The sequence below is a fragment of the Streptomyces sp. NPDC088730 genome (assembly GCF_044751215.1).
Lineage (GTDB): Bacteria > Actinomycetota > Actinomycetes > Streptomycetales > Streptomycetaceae > Streptomyces.
Genome location: NZ_JBIVLK010000003.1, coordinates 163118 through 184419 on the forward strand (window position 1 = coordinate 163118; position 21302 = coordinate 184419).

At 73.1% G+C, this 21302-nt stretch carries 16 protein-coding genes; 9 read left to right on the plus strand and 7 right to left on the minus strand.

What is annotated here, in order from left to right:
• Window positions 1-93: 93 nt before the first annotated feature.
• A complete protein-coding gene (locus tag ACIP89_RS12700; RefSeq protein WP_402114773.1) occupies window positions 94-564 on the plus strand; it encodes a MarR family winged helix-turn-helix transcriptional regulator in 471 nt (156 codons plus the stop codon).
• Window positions 565-592: 28 nt separating this feature from the next.
• Here the strand turns inward: ACIP89_RS12700 and ACIP89_RS12705 are convergent, their stop codons facing one another.
• Together ACIP89_RS12705 and ACIP89_RS12710 are read right to left on the minus strand one after the other, a co-directional pair.
• Window positions 593-2059, minus strand: a complete 1467-nt coding sequence (locus ACIP89_RS12705; RefSeq protein ID WP_402114775.1) for a sensor histidine kinase — start codon at window positions 2057-2059, stop codon at window positions 593-595.
• Window positions 2056-2715, minus strand: coding sequence for a response regulator transcription factor (locus tag ACIP89_RS12710; RefSeq protein ID WP_401920331.1), 660 nt, complete (start codon window positions 2713-2715; stop codon window positions 2056-2058). Before ACIP89_RS12710 ends, ACIP89_RS12705 begins: the two co-directional genes overlap by 4 nt.
• 121 nt (window positions 2716-2836) lie before the next feature.
• On the opposite strand from ACIP89_RS12710, the gene ACIP89_RS12715 reads away from it, so the two are divergent.
• On the plus strand, window positions 2837-3430 hold the full coding sequence (locus ACIP89_RS12715) for a PepSY domain-containing protein (RefSeq protein ID WP_402114777.1): 594 nt from the start codon (window positions 2837-2839) through the stop codon (window positions 3428-3430).
• Window positions 3431-3450: 20 nt separating this feature from the next.
• On the opposite strand, the gene ACIP89_RS12720 is transcribed toward ACIP89_RS12715, so the two are convergent.
• The 4 genes from ACIP89_RS12720 to ACIP89_RS12735 form a co-directional block, all read right to left on the minus strand.
• A complete protein-coding gene (locus tag ACIP89_RS12720) occupies window positions 3451-5691 on the minus strand; it encodes a protein kinase (protein ID WP_402114779.1) in 2241 nt (746 codons plus the stop codon).
• Window positions 5688-8135: a PQQ-binding-like beta-propeller repeat protein gene (locus tag ACIP89_RS12725; RefSeq protein ID WP_402114781.1), complete on the minus strand. Its 2448-nt coding sequence runs from the start codon at window positions 8133-8135 to the stop codon at window positions 5688-5690. The genes ACIP89_RS12720 and ACIP89_RS12725 overlap by 4 nt, the downstream gene beginning before the upstream one ends.
• A 510-nt stretch (window positions 8136-8645) precedes the next feature.
• The gene (gene meaB / locus ACIP89_RS12730) at window positions 8646-9605 is read right to left on the minus strand and encodes a methylmalonyl Co-A mutase-associated GTPase MeaB (RefSeq protein WP_402115202.1); all 960 of its coding nucleotides are present in this window, start codon (window positions 9603-9605) and stop codon (window positions 8646-8648) included.
• Window positions 9606-9636: 31 nt separating this feature from the next.
• On the minus strand, window positions 9637-10839 hold the full coding sequence (locus ACIP89_RS12735) for an acetyl-CoA C-acetyltransferase (protein ID WP_401920342.1): 1203 nt from the start codon (window positions 10837-10839) through the stop codon (window positions 9637-9639).
• A gap of 134 nt (window positions 10840-10973) precedes the next feature.
• On the opposite strand from ACIP89_RS12735, the gene mce reads away from it, so the two are divergent.
• The 7 genes from mce (at window position 10974) to ACIP89_RS12770 (ending at window position 20758) form a co-directional block, all read left to right on the plus strand.
• Window positions 10974-11402 (plus strand): methylmalonyl-CoA epimerase, encoded by a 429-nt coding sequence (gene mce, locus ACIP89_RS12740; RefSeq protein WP_401920344.1) that lies wholly within the window; start codon window positions 10974-10976, stop codon window positions 11400-11402.
• Between the two features lie 226 nt (window positions 11403-11628).
• Window positions 11629-15411, plus strand: a complete 3783-nt coding sequence (scy, locus tag ACIP89_RS12745) for a polarized growth protein Scy (RefSeq protein WP_402114783.1) — start codon at window positions 11629-11631, stop codon at window positions 15409-15411.
• Between the two features lie 188 nt (window positions 15412-15599).
• The gene (locus tag ACIP89_RS12750; RefSeq protein WP_073736861.1) at window positions 15600-16538 is read left to right on the plus strand and encodes a cellulose-binding protein; all 939 of its coding nucleotides are present in this window, start codon (window positions 15600-15602) and stop codon (window positions 16536-16538) included.
• A 119-nt stretch (window positions 16539-16657) separates the two neighbouring features.
• Complete coding sequence (locus ACIP89_RS12755; RefSeq protein ID WP_401920350.1) at window positions 16658-17695, plus strand: ATP-binding cassette domain-containing protein; 1038 nt, start codon at window positions 16658-16660, stop codon at window positions 17693-17695.
• Window positions 17696-17700: 5 nt separating this feature from the next.
• On the plus strand, window positions 17701-18480 hold the full coding sequence (locus tag ACIP89_RS12760; RefSeq protein ID WP_401920352.1) for an ABC transporter permease subunit: 780 nt from the start codon (window positions 17701-17703) through the stop codon (window positions 18478-18480).
• A gap of 188 nt (window positions 18481-18668) precedes the next feature.
• A complete protein-coding gene (locus ACIP89_RS12765; protein ID WP_402114786.1) occupies window positions 18669-19886 on the plus strand; it encodes an ATP-binding cassette domain-containing protein in 1218 nt (405 codons plus the stop codon).
• Window positions 19883-20758 carry an ABC transporter permease subunit gene (locus tag ACIP89_RS12770; RefSeq protein WP_402114788.1) on the plus strand — a complete coding sequence of 292 codons (876 nt, stop codon included), beginning with the start codon at window positions 19883-19885 and terminating at the stop codon, window positions 20756-20758. The genes ACIP89_RS12765 and ACIP89_RS12770 overlap by 4 nt, the downstream gene beginning before the upstream one ends.
• 39 nt (window positions 20759-20797) lie before the next feature.
• On the opposite strand, the gene ACIP89_RS12775 is transcribed toward ACIP89_RS12770, so the two are convergent.
• A complete protein-coding gene (locus ACIP89_RS12775) occupies window positions 20798-21127 on the minus strand; it encodes an ATP/GTP-binding protein (protein WP_073736866.1) in 330 nt (109 codons plus the stop codon).
• Window positions 21128-21302 lie beyond the last annotated feature (175 nt).

Sequence of the window (21302 nt, forward strand, 5' to 3'; positions counted from 1 at the left end):
TCGCCCGTTCCCCCGCGCGACCCGGCCGGCGCGTGCCGGGCGTCACATCAACTAACTTCGTCCGGATTTCAACTTCTTAGGTAGAATCCATATATGGAGACCGAGACGGCCACCCGCTGGCTGAGCAACGCGGAGCAGTGCGCCTGGCGCACCCACCTGGATGTCAGCAGGCTGCTGATGCACCAGCTGGAGAAGGACCTCCAGCCGTTCGGCCTGACCAACAACGACTACGAGATCCTCGTCAACCTCTCGGAGTCGCAGGACCAGCGGCTGCGGATGAGCGATCTCGCCACCGCCACTCTGCAGTCCAAGAGCAGGCTCTCGCACCAGGTCACCCGCATGGAGAGCGCGGGCCTGGTCCGCCGGGAGAACTGCGAGTCCGACCGGCGCGGGCTCTACGCGGTCCTCACGGAGGCCGGCGCCGAGACGATGCGGAAGGTGGCACCGCACCACGTGGCATCGGTGCGCAAGCACTTCATGGACCTGCTGACCCCGGAGGCGCTGGAGCAGCTGCACGCGGCCCTCGCCCCGGTCGCGGACCACCTGCGCGCCCGCCGCGTCTGACCGGCTCCCCACCACCGGGGGCGGGCGCTCAGCGCGGGCCGGGCAGCCACAGCTCGAACCGGGCGCCGCGCTCCCCCGCACCGGCCACGGTCAGCCGGCCCCCGTGCCGGATGGCCACATCGCGGGCGATGGCGAGGCCCAGACCGGCCCCGCCGTCGTCCCGGGCGCGGGCGTCGTCCAGGCGCACGAAGCGCTCGAAGATCCGCGTCCGCTCCGCCTCCGGCACCCCGGCCCCGTCGTCCGTGACCGCGACGACCACGCCACCGCGTACCCCCCGCACCTCCACGGCCACCGAACTCACCGCGTGCCGCTCGGCGTTGTCCAGCAGATTGCCGATCACCCGGGCCAGCTGACCACGTGATCCGGTCACTTCGAGCCCGCCGGGCTCGGGCTCCGACACCACCACCGCCACCTCGATCCGGTCACCGGTGCGCTGCGAGACCTCCTCCCGCACCAGCGCGCCCAGCTCCAATCGCGCGTTCCCGGGCCGCTCCCCCGCGTCCAGCCGGGCCAGCAGCAGCAGATCGGCGGCCAGCACCTGGAGCCGTACGGTGTCGGCCACCGCGCCCTCCACGTCCAGCAGCTCCGGGTGCGCGGCGCCCACCTCAAGCTGGGTGCGGAGCGAGGCGATCGGCGAGCGCAGTTCGTGCGAGGCGTCCGCGACGAACCGCCGCTGCCGGTCGACGGAGGACTCCAGCGCGGTGAGCGTCTCGTTGGTGGTACGGGCCAGCCGGGCGACCTCGTCGCCCGAGGCGGGCTCCGGCACCCGCCTGCTGAGATCCTCGGACGCGGTGATCGCCGCCATCTCGCGCCGGATGTCCTCCACCGGGCGCAGCGCCCGCCGGGTCACCAGCCAGGTCACCCCGGCGACGACGAGCAGCACGACGGGGAGCGCGGCCAGCATCGCGGCGCGCACGCTCGCGACGGCCCGCTGCTCCGCGGCGAGCGGGGCACCGGCGTGGACGGTCAGGGTCAGCCCGGCGGAGTCCGTCGCCTCGACGGAGGCGAACCGGTAGTCGGCGCGGTCGCCGTCGACGGTGGCGGTGCCGTTGCCGAAGTCCGGTTCGTCGGTGGAGACCTCGCCCCGGCCGGGCTCTGCGCCCGCGCCGTCGTCATCGTCGTCGCGGTCATCGTCGTCGTCCCCCTTTTCCGGCTTTTCCGGCTTTTCCGGGGCTGCGGGCGGGGGCTGCGGGGTGACCCGGTCCGTGCCGGTGCCGCTGATCGCCTCCAGGTCCTTGGAGACGGCGACCACCCGCCCGTCCTCGTCGGTCACCTGGACCGGGTGGTCCTCCTCGTCGCCCGTGTCCAGCCGGTCGTACGGGACGTCGAGGGCCAGCTGCCCGGCGGTCTCGCGGGCAGCCACCTCGGCCTGGAGGCCCGCCTGGTCGGTGAGGTTGGCGCGCAGGACCAGCAGGGCGGCCAGCCCGGCGGCGACCAGGGCGAGGGCGACGACCACCGTGGCACCGAGCGCCGCCCTGGCCCGTACCGATCTCACAGCGCCTCCAGCCGGTATCCGGCACCGCGCACCGTGCGGATGGCGGCCGCGCCGAGCTTGCGGCGCAGGGTGCTCACGTACACCTCGACGATGTTCGGGTCCCCGTCGTAGGCGAAGTCCCAGACGTGCTCCAGGATCTCCGCCTTGCTCACCACCTGCCCGGCCCGCAGCACGAGTTGTTCGAGCACGGCGAACTCCTTGGTGGTGAGCGCGATCTCGTCCCCGGCGAGGTGGATCCGGCGCGCGGCGGTGTCCATCCGCAGGGCGCCGGCGGTGACCACCGGCGAGGCGGAGCCGCCGCGCCGGCGCAGCAGCGCGCGGACCCGGGCGACCAGCACCACGTAGCTGAACGGCTTGGTGAGGTAGTCGTCGGCGCCGGTGTCCAGCCCCTCCGCCTCGTCGTACTCCCCGTCCTTCGCCGTCAGCATCAGGATGGGCACCTCGTGGCCGGCGGCGCGCAGGGCGGCGCAGACCCGGTAGCCGTTCATCCCCGGCAGCATGATGTCGAGGACGACCAGGTCGTACCCGCCCTCCGAGGCCCGGTGCAGCCCTTCGGGCCCGTCGTGCACGACGTCCACGGCGAATCCCTCGGCGGTGAGCCCCCGGGCCAGGGAGATCGCCAGCCGCTTCTCGTCCTCCACGATCAACAGGCGCATGCGCACAGCCTCGCAAACCGGAGCTGAAGACGGCTTCAGGTGGCTTCAGGCTGCGTTCAGCATCAGACGCGCAGGGTGGTCCGCATCGCACCACAGGCATTCGATGCGGGGAGGAACCCTCATGAAGCGCAAGATCGTCATCGCGGCCGTCACGGCGGCCGTGCTCATCGGCGGCGGAGCCGCCACGGCCGTCGCCCTCGCGGACGACGACGGCCACGACAGTGCCGCCCGGAACAGCACGGCGGGCGGCACCACCGCCCGGACGACGGTCGGTGAAGCGGTGACCGCCGCCGTGGCGGCCGTACCCGGCACGGTGACCGAGGCCGAACTCGACGAGGAGGACGGCCGGCTCGTCTGGGAGCTCGATGTGTACGGCTCGGACCGGTCCTGGCACGACGTGACGGTGGACCCGGGCAGCGGCAAGGTGACCGGCAAGCACGTCGACACCGACGACGACGGCGACCGGCACGCGCCCCGCGCGACCGCCGTGACGCTCGACGAGGCGGTCCGGGCCGCGCTCGGCTCCGCGCCCGGCACGGTGACCTCCGTCGAGCTGGAGGACCACGACGGGCGCGGCGGCCGGGCGGCGCGCTGGGAGGTCGGCGTCCGGGGCGAGGACGGCGCGGAGCACGAGCGGAACGTGGACGCGAAGACGGCGAAGGTCACGGTGGACCGGCCGGACGGCGACCACGGGGACGACGGGGACGACGACTGAGGAAGTCTCCGCGCTCCCGGTCAGGGCACGTAACCGGAGACGACCGTCCCGTCGCGGAAGCAGAGGTACACGACGTCACCGACGGCCAGCAGCTGCGGCGGGTCCTTGGGCGGGAAGGGGACGCCGGTGTAGCTGGTGCTGTTCTCCGGCTCCCCGTCCGTCCGCCGGTACGTGCCCACCCCCGCGCCCGTGGCCGCGAGGACCAGGTCCCCGGCGACCGAGGGCGCGCCGCCCCCGTCCGCGAACCGGCCATTGGGCCACTTCGGCACGTCGCCGGCCACGGAGAAGGCGCGGAGGCTCTCGTCGTCGTTGACCACCACGGTCCCGTCGTCGGTCAGCGCCACCGGGCCCCGGACGTCGATCCCGTCGGCGATGATCCGGTGCTCCCCGGGCAGGTTCACGTCGTTCATGGCGGCGAGGCCCGTTCCCCTCGCCGCCCGGCAGACCAGCACGCGGCTCCTGAGCACCGGGTCCCGGCACGGGAAGTCGTTCGCGGACAGCCGCTCCTTCACGGTGCCCGTCGCCGCGTCGACGATCCGGGTGTCGCCCGCGACCACGACGAGCCGCCCGTCGTCGGCGACCAGGACGGGCCGGGTGCCGTCGTAGGGCTTGTGCCACAGTTCGCCCCGGTCGCCGGTCAGCCGCCGGGCGGCCAGCCTGCCGGTGCCGGGGGAAGCGCCGGCGGTGACGTAGAAGAGGGTGTCGCCGTCCTGGACGGCGGCCGAAGCGGTGTGTCCGGCGGGCAGTTCCGCGCGCCAGCGCTCCTCGCCGTCCGTGATCCGGTAGCCGACCAGGGCCCGGCCGACGAACGCGTACACGGTCCCCTTCGTGAAACCGGCGACGACCGCCCTGGTGGCGTCCCCTGCCTCCTTCGGGACTCGCCAGCGTTGTTCGCCGTCGGCCGCGTCGAGCGCGGTGAGCCCCTTCGTGCCGCCGCACAGCAGGGCCGACTCCGCGAAGCTGCAGTCGCCCGAGCCGCCCCGGACGGTGGACTTCCACGCCTTCCAGCCGGCGGGCCGGACGGACTGGTCGGTCGCGGCCTTGCCGAAGTCGCCCGTACGGCCGCCGTCGGCCCGGGGAACCGCGCGGACGCCGATGGTGTCGGCGGCGCCCGGCGGACCGCTGCCCGGACCCGAGGACCGGGCACCGCTCCCCGGGCCGCCGCCCCCGGCAGGCGGGTCCGGCCAGAGCACGTAGCCCAGCAGCAGGCAGGCCGTGACCACCACGGCCGCCAGGACCACCTGGGGCGTCCGGCGCGGACCGCCGGTCCCGGACTCCTCCGGCAGGGGGAAGGCGACGGGCGGCGGGCCGGGCGGCAGCGGCGGCGGCACGAAGGGCGCGGGACCGGGCTCGGCCGGAGCCGAGTCGGCGCACTCCCTGGCCGCCCGCCCGTAGTCGGCCTGCTGCTCCCGCACCCCCGGCGTCCAGGGGAACGGGGCGGAGGGCCCCTCCGGGAGCAGCAGCGCGGCCAGTTCCCTGGAGCCGGGGCGCCGCTCGGGCCGTGCGTCCAGGCACCGGGAGATCACCTCGCGCAACAGCGGGGGCACGCCCGAGAGTTCGGCGTCACCTCGGGCGATCCGGAAGATCACCGCCGCCATGTCGGAGTCGTCGAACGGACCGCGCCCCGCCGCCGCGAACGCCAGCACCGCGCCCAGGCAGAACACGTCCGACGCGGGTACCAGCGCCGCCGAGCCGTTGACGTGCTCGGGCGAGATGTAGCCGGGGCTGCCGACCACGACACCGGTACGGGTCAGCTGGGTGGCGTCGAAGGCCTGGGCGATGCCGAAGTCGATCACCTTGGGTCCGTCGGGGCCCAGGAGCACGTTGCCCGGCTTCAGGTCGCGGTGCAGCACCCGTACGGCGTGCATGTCCGCGAGCGCCAGGGCCAGGCCCGCGCCCATCGCCCTGACCACCGGTTCGGGCAGCGGACCGTCCCGGACCACCGCCTCGGCCAGCGAGGGGCCGGGGACGTACTCGGTGGCGAGCCAGGGCGTGCGGCTGCTCGCGTCGCCGCCGAGGAACGCGGCGGTGCCGGGGCTGCGCACGGCGGCCGCCGCCTGGATCTCCCGCCGGAACCGGACCCGGAACCCGTCGTCCAGGTCGAGTTCGAGCCGTACGGTCTTCAGCGCGACGAGCGTCCCGGCGGGCGCCCCGTCCGGACGCGCCAGGTACACCTCGCCCATGCCGCCGGTGCCGAGCAGGCCGAGGATGCGGTAGGGCCCGATCCGGGTCCGGGTGCCGGGGGCCGGCCGTTCGATCATGAGGCGGACGCACCGGGCAGCGGGACGGAGAACACCTTGCCGCCGTGCTGGATGACGTAGACGGCCCCGCCGAGCGGCAGTACCTCCGGCGGCAGCACCTCGTCGGACAGGACGACGCCCCACTGGAGCGTGTCGTAGTCCTTGCGCGTCTCGGGCCCCGGAGCGCCCTTGAGCGCGGTCCTGCGCAGCGGGCCGGGCTCGGCCCCCTCGTGCAGGGCGACGCTGTACAGGCTGGTGCTGTCCGCCCACACCAGGGTGCCCGCGACGATCACCGGGGGCGAGACGGCGTTGATGCGCTCGCTGAAGGACCGCCGGTCCAGCGGGTAGCGGGCGAGGATCCTGCCGTCGTCCCGGCCGGCCAGGACGATCTCCGGGTCGATGGCGTCCTCCGCCCAGGGGAGCCCGGTGCGGACCAGGACGACCACGTGGTCGTCGACGGCGGCGAGCGCGGCGTCATCGGTGACCGCGTCCGGCAGCGGAATCTCACCGTCGGATGCGAGCGAGGGGGTGCGGAGCCGCTGGACGGCCATGTGCTGGCCGTCGTCGGAGTAGGTGTACGCGGCGCAGTAGACGTGCGGGGCCCGGATCAGCGCGTCGTAGCACCGGGAGTCCTGCCCCTCCTTCCTGCGGCCGAGCTCGGCGCCGTCCTTGGTGCGCAGGGCGCGCAGTCCGTCCTGGCCGCGCAGGTAGAGCACCCCGTCCCTGGTGGTGAGCGGCCAGAAGTCGTATTCGTCGGCCTTCGCGAGGTCGTCGCCCACCAGCGGTTTGCGCCACCGCTCCTTGCCGGTGGCGAGGTCGAAGGCGGCGACCCGGGCGCCTTCCGGCGTGGGGCCGATGTCCGCGAAGACCAGTCCGTCGGCGACCAGTGGCGCGCTCTGGAAGCCGTGCGTCGATCCGGCGCGGGTCTCCCAACGGGGCTCGCCCGTACGGGAGTCCAGCGAGACGATCCGGTCCCCGGTGGCGAGCAGCACCTGATCGCCGTAGACGGCGGGCCGGGTCGATCCGGACGGCATGAAGACCTGCCCCGTGGGGCTGATCCGGGCGCCGACCTCATCGGCGTCCAGCCGGGCCGAGTAGTCCCACATTTTCTTTCCGTCGGACGGCGAGAGCGCCTCGTAGGAGCCGGCCGTGGTGCGGCAGACCAGTACGTCCCGGCCCGCCGCGCAGCCGAGCGGCTGACCGGTCACCTTGCCCTGCCAGGTGTGCCACCCGGCGGGGTGGACGTCACGGCCGTACGGGACGGTGCCGGCGCCCTCCCGGCCGCCCTGGGCGTCGATGCCGGCGAGCACGGTGGCCGGCTCCTTCCGGTCGTCACCGCCCTCGCGCAGCGCCAGCAGCGCGCCGGTCGCGCCTCCGAGGAGGACGAGCGCGACGAGGGCGGCCAGGAGGTTCCGGCGCCGCCGGGAGCGGGGAGGCGTGGCCGGCTCCGGCGCGGGTGCGGGTGTGTGCTCCTGGGGCGGGCGCAGCACGAAGTCCGTCGCCACCGTGCGGTGGCGGGGCGCCTCCCGGCTGCCGGTGGCCGCCTCGGTGGGCGTGTACCCCGGCAGCAGCGGCCCGTCCAGCGCGCCGACCCTGGCCAGTTCTCGCTGGTACTCCGCGATCTGTCCGGCCACCGCTGCGGGCCACTCGTCGGCGGCGCCCCGGGCGAGCCGGTCGGCCAGCGCGGCGGCGGTGGGGCGGGCGGCGGGGTCCGCGGTCAGGCACTCCTCCAGGACGGCGCGCAGCCCCTCGGGGACCTCCGTCAGATCGGCCTCGACGTACTTGACGCGGTACAGGACCGCGGCGACGGGGCCGTCCCCGAACGGGTCCCGGCCGGTGGCGGCGAAGCAGAGCACGGAGGCGAGGCAGAAGAGGTCGGAGGCCGGTACGACCCGTCCGCTGCCCGCCACGTGCTCCGGCGACATGAAGGCGGGGCTGCCCACCATCCGGCTGGTGGTGGTGAGCGGGGTGCCGCCGGGGTCCCGGGCGATCCCGAAGTCGATGAGGCGCGGCCCGTCGGCGGCGAGCATCACGTTGCCGGGCTTCACATCGCGGTGGACGATGCCCGCCGCGTGGACGGCCGCCAGGGCGCGGGCCAGTCCGGCGCCCAGCATCCGGACCTCTGCCTCGTCCATCGCGCCCGCGCCCCGGACGGCGGCGGACAGGGTGGGCCCGGCGACGTACTCGGTGGCGAGCCAGGGCACTTCGGCGTCGGCGTCCCCGTCGAGCAGCGGCGCGAGGCGGGGGCCGGTGACGGACCGGGCGACGGTGATCTCGCGGCGGAAGCGGCTGCGGAAGCCGGGGTCCCGGGCCACGTCACGGCGGACGGTCTTGACGGCGGCGGGGCCGGAGCCGTCCCCCCGGTCCCCGAGGAAGACCTCGCCCATGCCGCCCGCCCCGAGCCGGGCCCGTATCTCGTACGGGCCGATCCGTCTGGGCGAGTCCTCCCGCAGCGGACTCAGCATGTGCCACTCCCCCCTGGCGCGCATGACACGTGACCGGCGGCAATCGTGTCACGGACGGGGCGGGTGCGGCAGGGCGGAAGGACGCGAACGGCGCACTCACGCCGCATGACTGACGCGTTATCAGCCATGCGGCGCGGAATGCGCCAGGTCCGGGTGCGGCCCTCCCCGGTTCCGGTGCGGCCCGCACGCCGCGCCGGAACCGGGGAGGGCCGGCCGGGGTGCCTGCGGCAGGGCGGTCTCCGGGAGCCGCTCGGGACCCCGGCCGGACTCTGGTCGCTCCGGTCGGGCTCCGGTCGCTCTGGTCGGGCTCCGGTCGGGCTCCGGTCGGGCTCCGGTCGCTCAGGCCCCTCTGGTTACTCAGGCCCCTCCGGCCTCCCCGGTCGCTCAGGCCGCTGAGGCCTCTCGGGACGCTCAGGCCCCTTCGGCCGCTCAGGTCTCCCTGAGCGCTCACGCCTCTCAGCGCGCTCACGCCTCTCAGGCCGCTGAGACCTCCCGGGTCGCCCCAGTCGCTCAGGCCTCCCCCGTCAGCCCCGCCACCAGTTCGTCCGCCGCCGTGTACGGGTCGAGCCGGCCCGCCACGATGCGTTCCGCGAGGGCGCCGAGGCGCCGGTCGCCGTGCAGGTCCCCGATGCGTTCGCGGAGCCGGGTGACCGCGATCGTCTCGACCTCGTGGGCGGCGCGGGAGGCACGGCGTTCCGCGAGCACCCCGTGCTCCTCCATCCACGCCCGGTGCTTCTCCAGCGCCTCGACGACCTCGTCGATGCCCTCGCCACGGGCGGCGACCGTCTTCACGATCGGCGGCCGCCAGTCGCCGGGGCCCCGGGACGTTCCGAGGCCCAGCATGTGGTTCAGCTCGCGGGCGGTGGCGTCCGCGCCGTCCCGGTCGGCCTTGTTGACCACGTACACGTCGCCGATCTCCAGGATTCCGGCCTTGGCCGCCTGGATTCCGTCCCCCATACCGGGGGCGAGCAGCACGACGGAGGTGTCGGCCTGGGAGGCGATCTCCACCTCCGACTGACCGACCCCCACGGTCTCCACCAGGATCACGTCGCAGCCCGCCGCGTCCAGCACCCGGATCGCCTGCGGCGCCGACCAGGCGAGACCGCCCAGGTGGCCGCGGGTGGCCATCGAGCGGATGTAGACACCCGGGTCGGAGGCGTGGTCCGACATCCGGACCCGGTCACCGAGGAGCGCGCCGCCGGAGAACGGTGACGACGGGTCGACGGCGAGCACCGCGACCCGCTTGCCCTGGCGCCGGTACGCGGAGACGAGCGCGGAGGTCGATGTCGACTTGCCGACACCCGGCGAGCCGGTCAGACCGACGACGTAGGCGTTGCCCGCCAGCGGCGCCAGGGCCGCCATCACCTCGCGCAGCTGCGGCGACGCCCCCTCCACCAGGGAGATCAGCCGGGCCACGGCCCGGGGCCTGCCCTCGCGGGCCTGCTCCACCAGGGTGGGGACGTCCACCATCACCGCTCCGTTCACTCGCTCGTCTTCTGTGCTACTTGCCCGGAACGCGGAGGATCAGCGCGTCGCCCTGACCGCCGCCGCCGCACAGCGCCGCCGCCCCGGTACCGCCGCCGCGCCGCTTCAGCTCCAGCGCCAGGTGCAGCACCACCCGGGCGCCGGACATCCCGATCGGGTGACCGAGCGCGATGGCGCCGCCGTTGACGTTGACCTTCTCCGAGGTGACGCCGAGGTCCTTCATGGACTGGACGGCGACGGCCGCGAACGCCTCGTTGATCTCGATGAGGTCGAGGTCCTCCACACCGATGCCCTCCTTCTTGAGGGCGTGCCGGATCGCGTTGGACGGCTGGGACTGGAGCGAGTTGTCCGGGCCCGCCACATTGCCGTGGGCGCCGATCTCGGCGATCCAGTCGAGGCCGAGGGCCTCGGCCTTGGCCTTGCTCATGACGACGACCGCGGCGGCTCCGTCGGAGATCTGCGAGGAGGTGCCGGCCGTGATCGTGCCGTCCTTGGCGAAGGCGGGACGCAGCTTGCCGAGCGCCTCTGCGGTCGTCTCGGGGCGGATGCCCTCGTCCTTGGCGAAGAGGACCGGGTCGCCCTTGCGCTGCGGGATCTCGACCGGGGTGATCTCGGCCTCGAACAGCCCGTTCTTCTGGGCGGCGGCCGCCCGCTGGTGGGACTGGGCGCCGATCTCGTCCTGGGCGGCGCGGTCCAGTCCGAGCCGGGCGTTGTGCTTCTCGGTGGACTCACCCATCGGGATGTTCTCGTAGGCGTCGGTCAGGCCGTCGTACGCCATCGAGTCGAGCATCTCGATCGCGCCGTACTTGTGGCCCTCGCGGGACTTCGGGAGCAGGTGCGGGGCGTTCGTCATGGACTCCTGGCCGCCGGCCACGACGATGTCGAACTCACCCGCGCGGATCAGCTGGTCGGCCAGCGCGATGGCGTCGAGCCCGGAGAGGCACACCTTGTTGACGGTGAGGGCCGGGACGCTCAAAGGGATGCCGGCCTTGACCGCGGCCTGCCGTGCCGGGATCTGCCCCGCCCCGGCCTGGAGCACCTGGCCCATGATCACGTACTCGACCTGGTCGCCGCCGATGCCGGCCCGCTCCAGCGCGGCCTTGATGGCGAAGCCGCCGAGGTCCGCCCCGGAGAAGCTCTTCAGCGAGCCGAGGAGACGGCCCATGGGCGTGCGGGCGCCCGCGACGATCACGGAAGTCGTACCGGTCGTTCCTGACATGAGGCACAGCCCCTTGGATTAGAAGTGAACGAGGGTTTACTTGAATGTACTGAGCGGTACCCGGCCCGTCATCCGGCTGCGAGTGTGATCGCGCGCACGTTGCGTAACCACCCGCGGAGCGCTGCACTGTTCCCATGCTGACGCGAATCGACCACATCGGGATCGCCTGTTTCGACCTCGACGCCACCGTCGAGTTCTACCGCTCGACCTACGGGTTCGAGGTCTTCCACACCGAAGTCAACGAGGAGCAGGGCGTACGCGAGGCCATGCTCAAGATCAACGAGACGTCGGACGGCGGCGCCTCCTACCTCCAGCTGCTGGAACCGGTGCGCGAGGACTCCGCGGTCGGCAAATGGCTGGCCAAGAACGGCGAGGGCGTGCACCACATCGCCTTCGGTACGGCCGACGTGGACGCGGACGCCGCGGACATCCGGGAGAAGGGCGTCAGGGTGCTGTACGACGAGCCCAGGACGGGTTCGATGGGGTCCCGGATCACCTTCCTGCACCCCAAGGACTGCCACGGTGTCCTGACCGAACTGGTCACGTCCAAGGCAGAGCACTGACGACAGCATCTTCTCAGGGATACCCGGCCCGGTAGAGTGGGCTGTTCCGGGCCGGGGCCGGATCGGGGCCGCGCCGCGTCCTCAGCCGTTGATCTGTCACCATTCCCCGGGGGGACCGTTCGCCGGCGGACGGTACTCGTGCGGAGTTTGCGACCAGGGTTGGGGTCTCCCCTGCTCGAACAGGCTCGAACAGAGTTGAGAGCTCGGGGAAGGATGGGACCGCGCAGTGCGGGGCTACGAACGCCAGGAGAGCCACCGGGCTGAAGACGACCATCTCTCGCGGTTCGAGGCCGAGATGGACCGGCTGAGGACCGACCGGGAGAAGGCCGTCCAGCACGCCGAGGACCTCGGTTACCAGGTCGAGGTCTTGCGCGCCAAGCTGCACGAGGCCCGCCGCAGTCTGGCGACCCGTCCCGCCTACGACAGCGCGGACATCGGCTACCAGGCGGAGCAGCTGCTCCGCAACGCCCAGATCCAGGCCGAGCAGCTGCGCACCGACGCCGAGCGCGAGCTTCGCGACGCCCGCGCGCAGACGCAGCGGATCCTCCAGGAGCACGCCGAGCACCAGGCGCGGCTCCAGGCCGAGCTGCACAACGAGGCCGTGCAGCGGCGCCAGCGGCTCGACCAGGAGCTGGCGGAGCGCCGCCAGACCGTCGAGTCCCATGTCAACGAGAACGTCGCGTGGGCCGAGCAGCTGCGGGCCAGGACCGAGTCGCAGGCCCGCCGGCTGCTGGAGGAGTCGCGGGCCGAGGCCGAGCAGGCGCTGGCCGCCGCCCGTGCGGAGGCCGGCCGGCTGGCGGACGAGACGCGGCAGCGGCTGGGCTCTGAGGCGGAGTCCGCCCGCTCCGAGGCCGAGTCGATCCTGCTGCGGGCCCGCAAGGACGCCGAGCGGATGCTGAACGCCGCGTCCAGCCAGGCGCAGGAGGCGACCACCCACGCCGAGCGGCTGCGTTCGTCCACGACGGCCGAGACCGAGCAGACCCGGCAGCAGACCGCCGAGCTGAACCGGACGGCCGAGCAGCGCATGCAGGAGGCCGAGACGCAGCTGCGCGAGGCCCGCGTGGAGGCGGAGAAGGTCCTCTCGGAGGCCAAGGAGGCCGCGGTCAAGCGGCTGGCCGGCGCCGAGTCGCAGAACGAGCAGCGCACCCGTACCGCCAAGTCGGAGATCGCCCGGCTGGTCGGCGAGGCCACCAAGGACGCCGAATCGCTCAAGGCGGAGGCCGAGCAGGCGCTCGCCGACGCCCGCGCCGAGGCGGACCGGCTCCGCTCAGAGGCCGCCGACGACGCCCGCACCGCCGCCGCCGAGGACGCCGCGGCCCAGCTCGCCAAGGCGGCCCGCGCCGCCGAGGAGGTGCTGACCAAGGCGTCGGACGACGCGAAGTCGACCACCCGCGCGGCGAGCGAGGAGGCCGACCGGATCCGCCGCGAGGCCGAGGCCGAGGCGGACCGGCTGCGCGGTGAGGCCAGCGAGCAGGCCGACCAGCTCAAGGGCGCGGCCAAGGACGACACCAAGGAGTACCGGGCCAAGACGGTCGAGCTCCAGGAGGAGGCGCGCCGGCTGCGCGGCGAGGCCGAGCAGCTGCGCTCGGAGGCGGTCGCGGAGGGCGAGCGGATCCGCGGCGAGGCCCGCCGGGAGGCCGTCCAGCAGATCGAGGAGGGCGCGAAGACCGCGGAGGAGCTCCTCGCCAAGGCGAAGGCCGACGCGGAGGAGCTGCGCGGCGCCGCCGGCACCGAGAGCGAGCGGGTCCGCACCGAGGCCACCGAGCGGGCGGCGGCGCTGAAGAAGCAGGCGGAGGAGGCCCTGGAGCGGGCCCACGCCGAGGCGGAGACGCTGCGTGCCGAGGCCGAGGAGCTGGTGGAGGCGACGACGACCGCCGCCGAGCAGGCCGCCACGGAGCTGCGCGAGGAGACCCAGCGGGCGATGGCGGCCCGGCAGGCGGAGGCGGCCGACGAGCTGGCCCGGCTGCACACCGAGGCCGAGACCAGGGTCACCGCGGCGGAGCAGGCGCTGAGCGAGGCGCGCAGCGACGCGGAGCGCGTCCGGCGCGAGACGAACGAGGAGTCGGAGCGGCTGCGGTCCGAGGCCGCTGAGCGGCTGCGCACCCTCCAGGAGCAGGCGGAGGCCGAGGCCCAGCGGCTGCGCGACGAGGCCGCCGCCGATGCCTCGCAGTCCCGAGCGGAGGGCGAGTCCGTCGCCGTCCGGCTGCGGAGCGAGGCGGCCGCGGAGGCGGAGCGGCTGAAGACCGAGGCCCAGGAGAGTGCCGACCGGGTGCGCTCGGAGGCGGCGGCCGCCGCCGAGCGGGTGGGCGCGGAGGCCGCTGAGGCGCTGGCCGCCGCCCAGGAGGAGGCGAACCGGCGCCGCCGCGAGGCTCAGGAGACCCTCGACGCGGCGCGCGGCGAGGCGGACCAGGAGCGCGAGCGGGCCCGCGAGCAGAGCGAGGAGCTCCTCGCCTCCGCCCGCAAGCGGGTCGAGGAGGCGCAGGCCGAGGCCCAGCGGCTGGTCGAGGAGGCGGACGGCCGGGCGACGGAGTTGGTCTCCGCCGCCGAGCAGACGGCCCAGCAGGTACGGGACGCGGTCAGCGGGCTCCAGGAGCAGGCGGAGGCGGAGATCGCCGGGCTGCGCTCCGCCGCGGAGCACGTCGCGGAGCGGACGAAGTCCGAGGCGCAGGAGGAGGCGGACCGGCTCCGCGCCGACGCGCACTCCGAGCGGGAGCGGGCCGGCGAGGACGCCGCCCGGATCCGCTCGGTCGCCAACGAGGAGACCGAGGCCGCGAAGGCGATGGCCGAGCGGACCGTCTCCGACGCGATCACGGAGTCCGAGAAGCTGCGCTCCGACACCGCGGAGTACAGCCAGCGGATGCGGACCGAGGCGTCCGACGCGCTGGCCTCCGCCGAGCAGGACGCGGCGCGCAGCCGGGCCGAGGCCCGCGAGGACGCCAACCGGATGCGCTCGGAGGCGGCGGTCCAGGCCGACCGTCTGATGTCCGAGGCGGCCACCGAGAGCGAGCGCGTCCGCACCGAGGCGGCCCAGCAGGCGGCCCGGATCGGCGACGAGGCGGCGAGCGAGTCGGAGCGGCTGCGGGCGGAGGCCGCGGCCACCGTCGGTTCCGCGCAGGAGCACGCGGCCCGGACCCGCGAGGAGTCGGAGCGGCTGCGGAGCGACGCGGAGGCGGCGGCCGAGCAGATGCGTGCCGAGGCCCGCCAGGAGGCGGACCGGCTGCTGGACGAGGCCCGCGAATCGGCCGCCAAGCGCCGGGCCGACGCGGCGGCCCAGGCCGACCAGCTGATCAACAAGGCCCAGGAGGAGGCGCTCCGCGCCGCCACCGAGGCCGAGGAGCAGGCCGACACCATGGTCGGAGCGGCTCGGAACGAGGCGGTCCGGATCACCTCCGACGCCACCGTCGAGGGCAACTCCCTGGTGGAGCGGGCCCGGACGGACGCGGACGAGCTGCTGGTCGGCGCGCGCCGGGACGCCACCGCGATCCGGGAGCGGGCCGAGGAGCTCAGGACCCGCCTGGAGAGCGAGATCGAGGAGATGCACGACCGGGCCCGGCGGGAGACCTCCGAGCAGATGAAGACGGCCGGGGAGCGCGTCGACAACCTGATGAGGGCGGCCACCGAGCAGCGCGAGGAAGCGGCGGAGAAGGCCAAGGAGCTGCTGGCTGACGCGAATTCGGAGGCGAGCAAGGTCCGGATCGCCGCCGTGAAGCGGGCCGAGTCGCTGCTCAAGGAGGCCGAGCAGAAGAAGGCCAGCCTGGTGCGCGAGGCGGAGAAGCTGCGGTCCGACGCCGAGGCCGAGGCCAAGCGGACGGTGGACGAGGGACGGCGCGAACTCGACGTCCTGGTACGCCGGCGCGCCGACATCAACACGGAGATCTCCCGTGTCCAGGACGTGCTGGAGGCGTTGGAGTCTTTCGAGACCCCCGCGGCGGGCGGTAAGGGCGCCGACAGTGTCAAGGCGGGCGCGACAGCGGGCACTCGTTCGAGTGGCAAGCCGTCCGATGGGTAGGACGTGTCCGGCGGGTTCCCGCGGTCCGGCGGGAACATTCAGCCCTCCGAGGGGCAAGGCTTGCGCGGGTTAGCCACTCAAAAGGGGTGTCATTCTCCAGATCAAACACGCATCTGCTCGATGACACGCCGTCCGGGCCCCTAGGATTCCCTCTATCACCTCACCGGTCTTACTTCGACAGGAACCCCATGAGTGACCCTTCCTCCCCCTTCGGCTTCGAGCTCGTGCGGCGTGGTTACGACCGCGGTCAGGTGGATGACCGCATTACCAAGCTCGTCGCCGACCGTGATAGTGCTCTCGCCCGCATCACGTCTCTGGAAAAGCGCATCGAGGAACTGCACCTCGAAACGCAGAACGCCCAGGCCCAGGTGAACGACGCGGAGCCGTCGTACGCCGGTCTCGGAGCGCGCGTGGAGAAGATTCTGCGCCTGGCCGAGGAGGAGGCGAAGGACCTGCGAGAAGAGGCCCGTCGCGCCGCCGAGCAGCACCGTGAGCTGGCCGAGTCCGCAGCCCAGCAGGTCCGCAACGACGCCGAGACGTTCGCCTCCGAGCGCAAGGCCAAGGCCGAGGACGACGGCGTCCGCATCGTCGAGAAGGCCAAGGGCGAGGCCACCACGCTCCGCTCGGACGCGCAGAAGGACGCCGCGCAGAAACGCGAGGAGGCCGACGCGCTCTTCGAGGAGACCCGCGCCAAGGCCGCCCAGGCCGCCGCGGACTTCGAGACGAACCTGGCCAAGCGCCGCGACCAGTCGGAGCGCGACCTCGCGTCCCGTCAGGCCAAGGCCGAGAAGCGTCTGGCCGAGATCGAGCACCGCGCAGAGCAGCTCCGCCTGGAGGCCGAGAAGCTCCGCACGGACGCCGAGCGCCGGGCCCGCCAGACGGTGGAGACCGCGCAGCGCCAGTCCGAGGACATCGTGGCCGACGCGAACGCCAAGGCCGACCGGATCCGCAGCGAGTCGGAGCGCGAGCTGGCGGCGCTCACCAACCGCCGCGACTCGATCAACGCCCAGCTGACCAACGTCCGCGAGATGCTGGCGACGCTGACCGGCGCCGCGGTGGCCGCCGCCGGCACCCCCGCCGACGAGGAGCCCGCCTCCCGCGGCGTCCCGGCCCAGCAGACCCGCTGACGCCCGGAGCGACGCGGTAACCACCGGTGGTCCCCCGACACACCGGCCGGTCCGATTACGACGCGCCCGGTTCCGCCTTTCTGGTGGCGCCGGGCGCGCGGCCGTTCTAGCGTGAACGCATGATCGAGCTCGATGGCCTCACCAAGCGTTACGGCAGGAAGGTCGCCGTCGACCAGTTGTCGTGCCGGATCAGACCGGGAATGGTGACGGGTTTTCTGGGACCCAACGGGGCGGGCAAGTCCACCACGATGCGGATGATGCTCGGTCTCGACAACCCGACCAGCGGGTCGGTGCGCATCGACGGGAAGAACTACCGCGACCTGGAAGAACCCCTGAAGTACATCGGGGCCCTGCTCGAAGCCAAGTCGATGCACGGCGGTCGCAGCGCGTACAACAACCTGCTCTGTCTCGCGCAGAGCAACCGCATCCCGCGGAGCCGGGTGACGGAGGTCCTGGACACCGTCGGCCTGACCGCGGTGTCCAAGAAGAAGTCCAAGGGCTTCTCCCTCGGTATGGGACAGCGCCTCGGCATCGCCGCGGCGCTGCTCGGCGATCCCGAGATCCTGATGTTCGACGAGCCCGTCAACGGTCTGGACCCGGAGGGCATCCACTGGATCCGGAACCTGATGAAGGCGCTCGCCTCGGAAGGCCGGACGATCTTCGTCTCCTCGCACCTGATGAGCGAGATGGCGCTGACGGCGGATCACCTGATCGTGATCGGCCAGGGGAAGCTGCTGGCCGACACCTCGATGGCCGACTTCATCCACCAGAACTCCCGCAGCTACGTGCGGCTGCGCTCGCCGGACCAGGAGCGGCTGCGCGACGTCCTGCACGCGGAGGGCGTCGTCGTCATCGAGTCGGGCAACGGCACGCTGGAGGTCGACGGCGCGACCTCGGAGGACCTGGGCGAGCTCGCCGCCCGGCACTCCATCGTGCTGCATGAGCTGAGTTCCCAGCGGGCCTCGCTGGAGGAGGCGTTCATGCAGATGACGGCGGAGTCCGTGGAGTACCACGCGCACTCGGAACGAGGAGCCGCGCCGCCGCCGGTGGGACCGCACTGGGGCGACCAGTGGAATCAGCCGCCCGGCGCGGCCCCCGGCCCTCCCGACAGCACTCCCGGGGCTCCAGGCGGGTCCGGCACCGGCAAGGGGGCGTGACGACGATGGCATCGGTACCCGCGGTCCTGACCTCCGAATGGACCAAGATCCGTACGGTCTCCTCGACCACCTGGACGCTGATCTCCGCGTTCGTCGTCACCGTCGCGATGGGCGCCGCGCTCTGTGCGGTGATGAACTCCCAGTTCAACGACCTCTCCGACGCGGAGCGGGCCACTTTCGACCCCACCTACATCAGCTTCTCCGGGATGATTCTCGGCCAGCTGGCGATGGTGGTCTTCGGTGTCCTGGTGGTGGGTACGGAGTACAGCTCCGGCATGATCCGCGCCTCGCTGGCGGCCGTGCCGCAGCGCGCCACGTTCCTCTTCAGCAAGATGCTGGTGGCCACGGTGCTGGCGCTGGTGGTCGGTCTGGCCACCAGCTTCGTGACGTTCTTCCTCGGCCAGGCCCTGCTGGGTGACCACAGCACGGACATCGGCGCGGACAACGTGCTGCGGGCGGTGGTCGGCGGCGGCCTCTACATGGGGCTGATCGCGCTCTTCTCCATGGCGGTGGCGACGATGCTGCGCAGCTCGATGCTGTCGCTCGGCATCCTGATGCCGTTCTTCTTCCTGGTCTCGCAGATCCTGTCGGCCGTGCCGGGCGCCAAGAGCGTCGCCCGGTACTTCCCCGACCAGGCCGGTTCCAAGATCATGCAGGTGGTGCCGGACGCGATGAACAGCGACCCGGCGCCCTACGGGCCGTGGGCCGGGCTGCTGATCATGGTGGCCTGGGTGGCGGCCGCGGTGCTCGGCGGCTTCCTCGTGCTCAAGAAGCGGGACGCCTGACGCCGAAGCCGTCCGCTCCCCGGCACCGGCGGAGGCCGTGGACCCCGGTCCACGGCCTCCGCCACGGACGCGCCGCCGCAACGACTTGGCCGGAACCGTAAAGGCCTGGTTATCCTCCTAACTCTTACGGGGGGCGTGCGGCCGGACGGCCTGGGCCCCGACGACAGATAAGTCGATGGGGCTGGAGCATGATCGAGGCAGTCGGCCTGACCAAGCGCTATGGCGCGAAGACGGCCGTGTACAACCTTTCCTTCCAGGTGCGGCCGGGCACCGTCACCGGATTCCTCGGTCCCAACGGGTCGGGCAAATCGACGACCATGCGCATGATCCTCGGCCTGGACCGGCCGACCGCGGGCAGTGTGACGATCGGCGGCCACGCCTACCGCAGCCTGCCGAACGCACCGCGCCAGGTGGGCGCCCTGCTGGACGCCAAGGCGGTGCACGGCGGCCGCAGCGCCCGCAACCACCTGCTCTCGCTGGCCCAGCTCGCCGGCATCCCGGCCGCGCGGGTCGACGAGGTGCTCGGGGTGGTGGGCCTCCAGGACGTCGCCCGCAAGCGTTCCAGCGGCTTCTCGCTCGGCATGGGGCAGCGGCTCGGCATCGCGGCCGCGCTGCTGGGCGACCCGCAGGTGCTGCTCTTCGACGAGCCGGTCAACGGGCTCGACCCGGAGGGCATCCTCTGGGTCCGCAATCTGATGAAGATGCTGGCGTCGGAGGGGCGTACGGTCTTCGTCTCCAGCCACCTCATGAGCGAGATGGCGCTCACCGCCGACCATCTCATCGTGATCGGCCGCGGCCAGCTGATGGCCGATATGAGCATCACGGACTTCATCTCGGCCAACTCGGCCGACTTCGCCCGGGTCCGGGTCCAGGACAACGGGTCCGAGCAGCGGGAGAAGCTCACCGCCACCCTCACGGAGGCCGGCGGCCAGGTGATGCCGGAGCCGGACGGCGCCCTGCGGATCACCGGGCTGGCTCTGCCCCGGATCAGCGATCTCGCCCATGACTCCGACGTACGGCTCTGGGAGCTCTCGCCGCACCAGGCCTCGCTGGAGGAGGCGTACATGCGGATGACCCAGGGCGCCGTGGACTACCGCTCGACGGCGGACCAGAAGGCGGGGCTGCAACCGCCCCCGCCGGGGATCGGATACGGCCAGCACCCCGGGTACGCCCCGCCGCAGGCCGCCGTCCCCGACATGCCGCAGCAGGGCTGGTACGCCCCGCCGCCGCCCGGGGAAAACCCGTACGCGACAGCCCCCGCACCGGGCGGCCCCGCGGCCCACGCCCCGGTGGCACCGCCCGTCCCCAGTAACCCCGCCCCCACCGCTCCTGCTCCCGCCCCGGCAGCGCCCGCCGCGGCTCCGGCAGACCTGACCGCGCGCGACACCAGCGAGGACCCCCGATGACAACGCCGTCCACGCCGCAGGCGCCGTTCCAGCAGCAGGCGTACCAGCAGCCACCCGCACCGGGGCAGAACGCCGGGGCCGGCTTCTACACCTCACCGATCCCGGTGCGCCGGGCCACTCTCGGCGACGCGATCGCCTCGGAGTGGACCAAGATCCGTTCGGTCCGCTCGACGATGTGGACGCTCGGCGTCCAGATCGTGCTGCTGCTCGTCATCGGCCTGCTCGCCGCGGTCGCGGTCGACGCGTCCGACACCGACCTGGGCTCCACCCCGGTGCTCAGCCTCGGCTTCTTCGGCGTGCTGCTCGGCTCGATCTGCGTGATCACGCTCGGCGTGATGACGATCGCCTCCGAGTACGGCACCGGAATGATCCGTACGACGATGACGGCCTGCCCCAGCCCCGGCCGGGTGCTCGGCGCGAAGGCCATCGTCTTCTTCCTGCTCACCTTCGTCCTGACGACCGTGATGACCTCGGTCGTCGCGGTGCTCCAGACGGCCATCCTGGACGCCGACACCCCCAGCGGTGCGGACTGGCTGCGCAGCACGGTCGGCGTGGGCCTCTACACCGCGACGCTGGGGCTGCTCGCGCTGGCGGTCGGTGCGCTGATCCGGCACTCGGCGGGCGCGATCACGATCATGATCGGCGTGGTGCTGCTGCCGCTCGTACTGGCGATCTTCATGTTCGCCGAGTCGCTCGCGAAGCTCCAGAAGTGGCTCCTGGAGTACTCGATCCCCAACCAGCTCAGCAACTTCTACGCCACCTCGGTCACCGGCTCCGGCCCGTCCGGCTGGGAACCGCTGTGGATCATGCTCGCGGTGACCGCCGTGGCCATGGGCTGCGCGTACGCCGCGATGAGCCGCCGGGACGTCTGACCCGCCGCCGCCCCGGCGACGCGGACCGGAGGCGGACGTTCAGTACCGAGGCGCGTTCCTGGACCGCTGCACCCGCGTGGTGCGGCGGTCCTTCGCGTTCCAGCACGCCTTGTGCCAGTGCCTGCGGTCGTCGATGCCGCCGTACTGGGGCCAGGCCACCAGGTGCGGGACGCCGGACGGGATCTCCTGGTCGCAGCCGGGGCACCGGTAGCGCTTGCCCGCCGCGCTCGCTCCGCTCACCGGACGGACCGACCAGTCCTCGCCCTGCCACTCCTCCGCGCGCCCGCCACCCCCGTACCGGTCCCCCACCGCGCCGGCGCTATCGGTGGGACTCTCGCCGCCTCGGGGGCGGTTGCGGCGCGGGGACACGTGACACCTCACGGGGCAGGCTGGGCAGTTCCCGTCCAGCGTAGGGCCATTCGGCCGGGGCATACGTACCGCACCGCACGCGGTCGGCCGCAGGCGGGACGGGTTACCGGAAAATCGCAACAGCTTCCGGCCCGACCGTGCCTTTGGCACGTGTCAGACGTTGTTGCCAGCAGGG

Bases quoted from the DNA above. Each gene is read 5' to 3' on its own strand.
- ACIP89_RS12715 (WP_402114777.1), top strand. From the start codon at position 2,837: ATGAAGCGCAAGATCGTCATCGCGGCCGTCACGGCGGCCGTGCTCATC.
- ACIP89_RS12760 (WP_401920352.1), top strand. From the start codon at position 17,701: ATGGCATCGGTACCCGCGGTCCTGACCTCCGAATGGACCAAGATCCGT.
- ACIP89_RS12700 (WP_402114773.1), top strand. From the start codon at position 94: ATGGAGACCGAGACGGCCACCCGCTGGCTGAGCAACGCGGAGCAGTGC.
- ACIP89_RS12720 (WP_402114779.1), bottom strand. From the start codon at position 5,691: ATGATCGAACGGCCGGCCCCCGGCACCCGGACCCGGATCGGGCCCTAC.
- ACIP89_RS12770 (WP_402114788.1), top strand. From the start codon at position 19,883: ATGACAACGCCGTCCACGCCGCAGGCGCCGTTCCAGCAGCAGGCGTAC.
- ACIP89_RS12725 (WP_402114781.1), bottom strand. From the start codon at position 8,135: ATGCTGAGTCCGCTGCGGGAGGACTCGCCCAGACGGATCGGCCCGTAC.
- meaB (WP_402115202.1), bottom strand. From the start codon at position 9,605: ATGGTGGACGTCCCCACCCTGGTGGAGCAGGCCCGCGAGGGCAGGCCC.
- ACIP89_RS12735 (WP_401920342.1), bottom strand. From the start codon at position 10,839: ATGTCAGGAACGACCGGTACGACTTCCGTGATCGTCGCGGGCGCCCGC.
- ACIP89_RS12765 (WP_402114786.1), top strand. From the start codon at position 18,669: ATGATCGAGGCAGTCGGCCTGACCAAGCGCTATGGCGCGAAGACGGCC.
- ACIP89_RS12710 (WP_401920331.1), bottom strand. From the start codon at position 2,715: ATGCGCCTGTTGATCGTGGAGGACGAGAAGCGGCTGGCGATCTCCCTG.
- ACIP89_RS12755 (WP_401920350.1), top strand. From the start codon at position 16,658: ATGATCGAGCTCGATGGCCTCACCAAGCGTTACGGCAGGAAGGTCGCC.
- ACIP89_RS12750 (WP_073736861.1), top strand. From the start codon at position 15,600: ATGAGTGACCCTTCCTCCCCCTTCGGCTTCGAGCTCGTGCGGCGTGGT.
- mce (WP_401920344.1), top strand. From the start codon at position 10,974: ATGCTGACGCGAATCGACCACATCGGGATCGCCTGTTTCGACCTCGAC.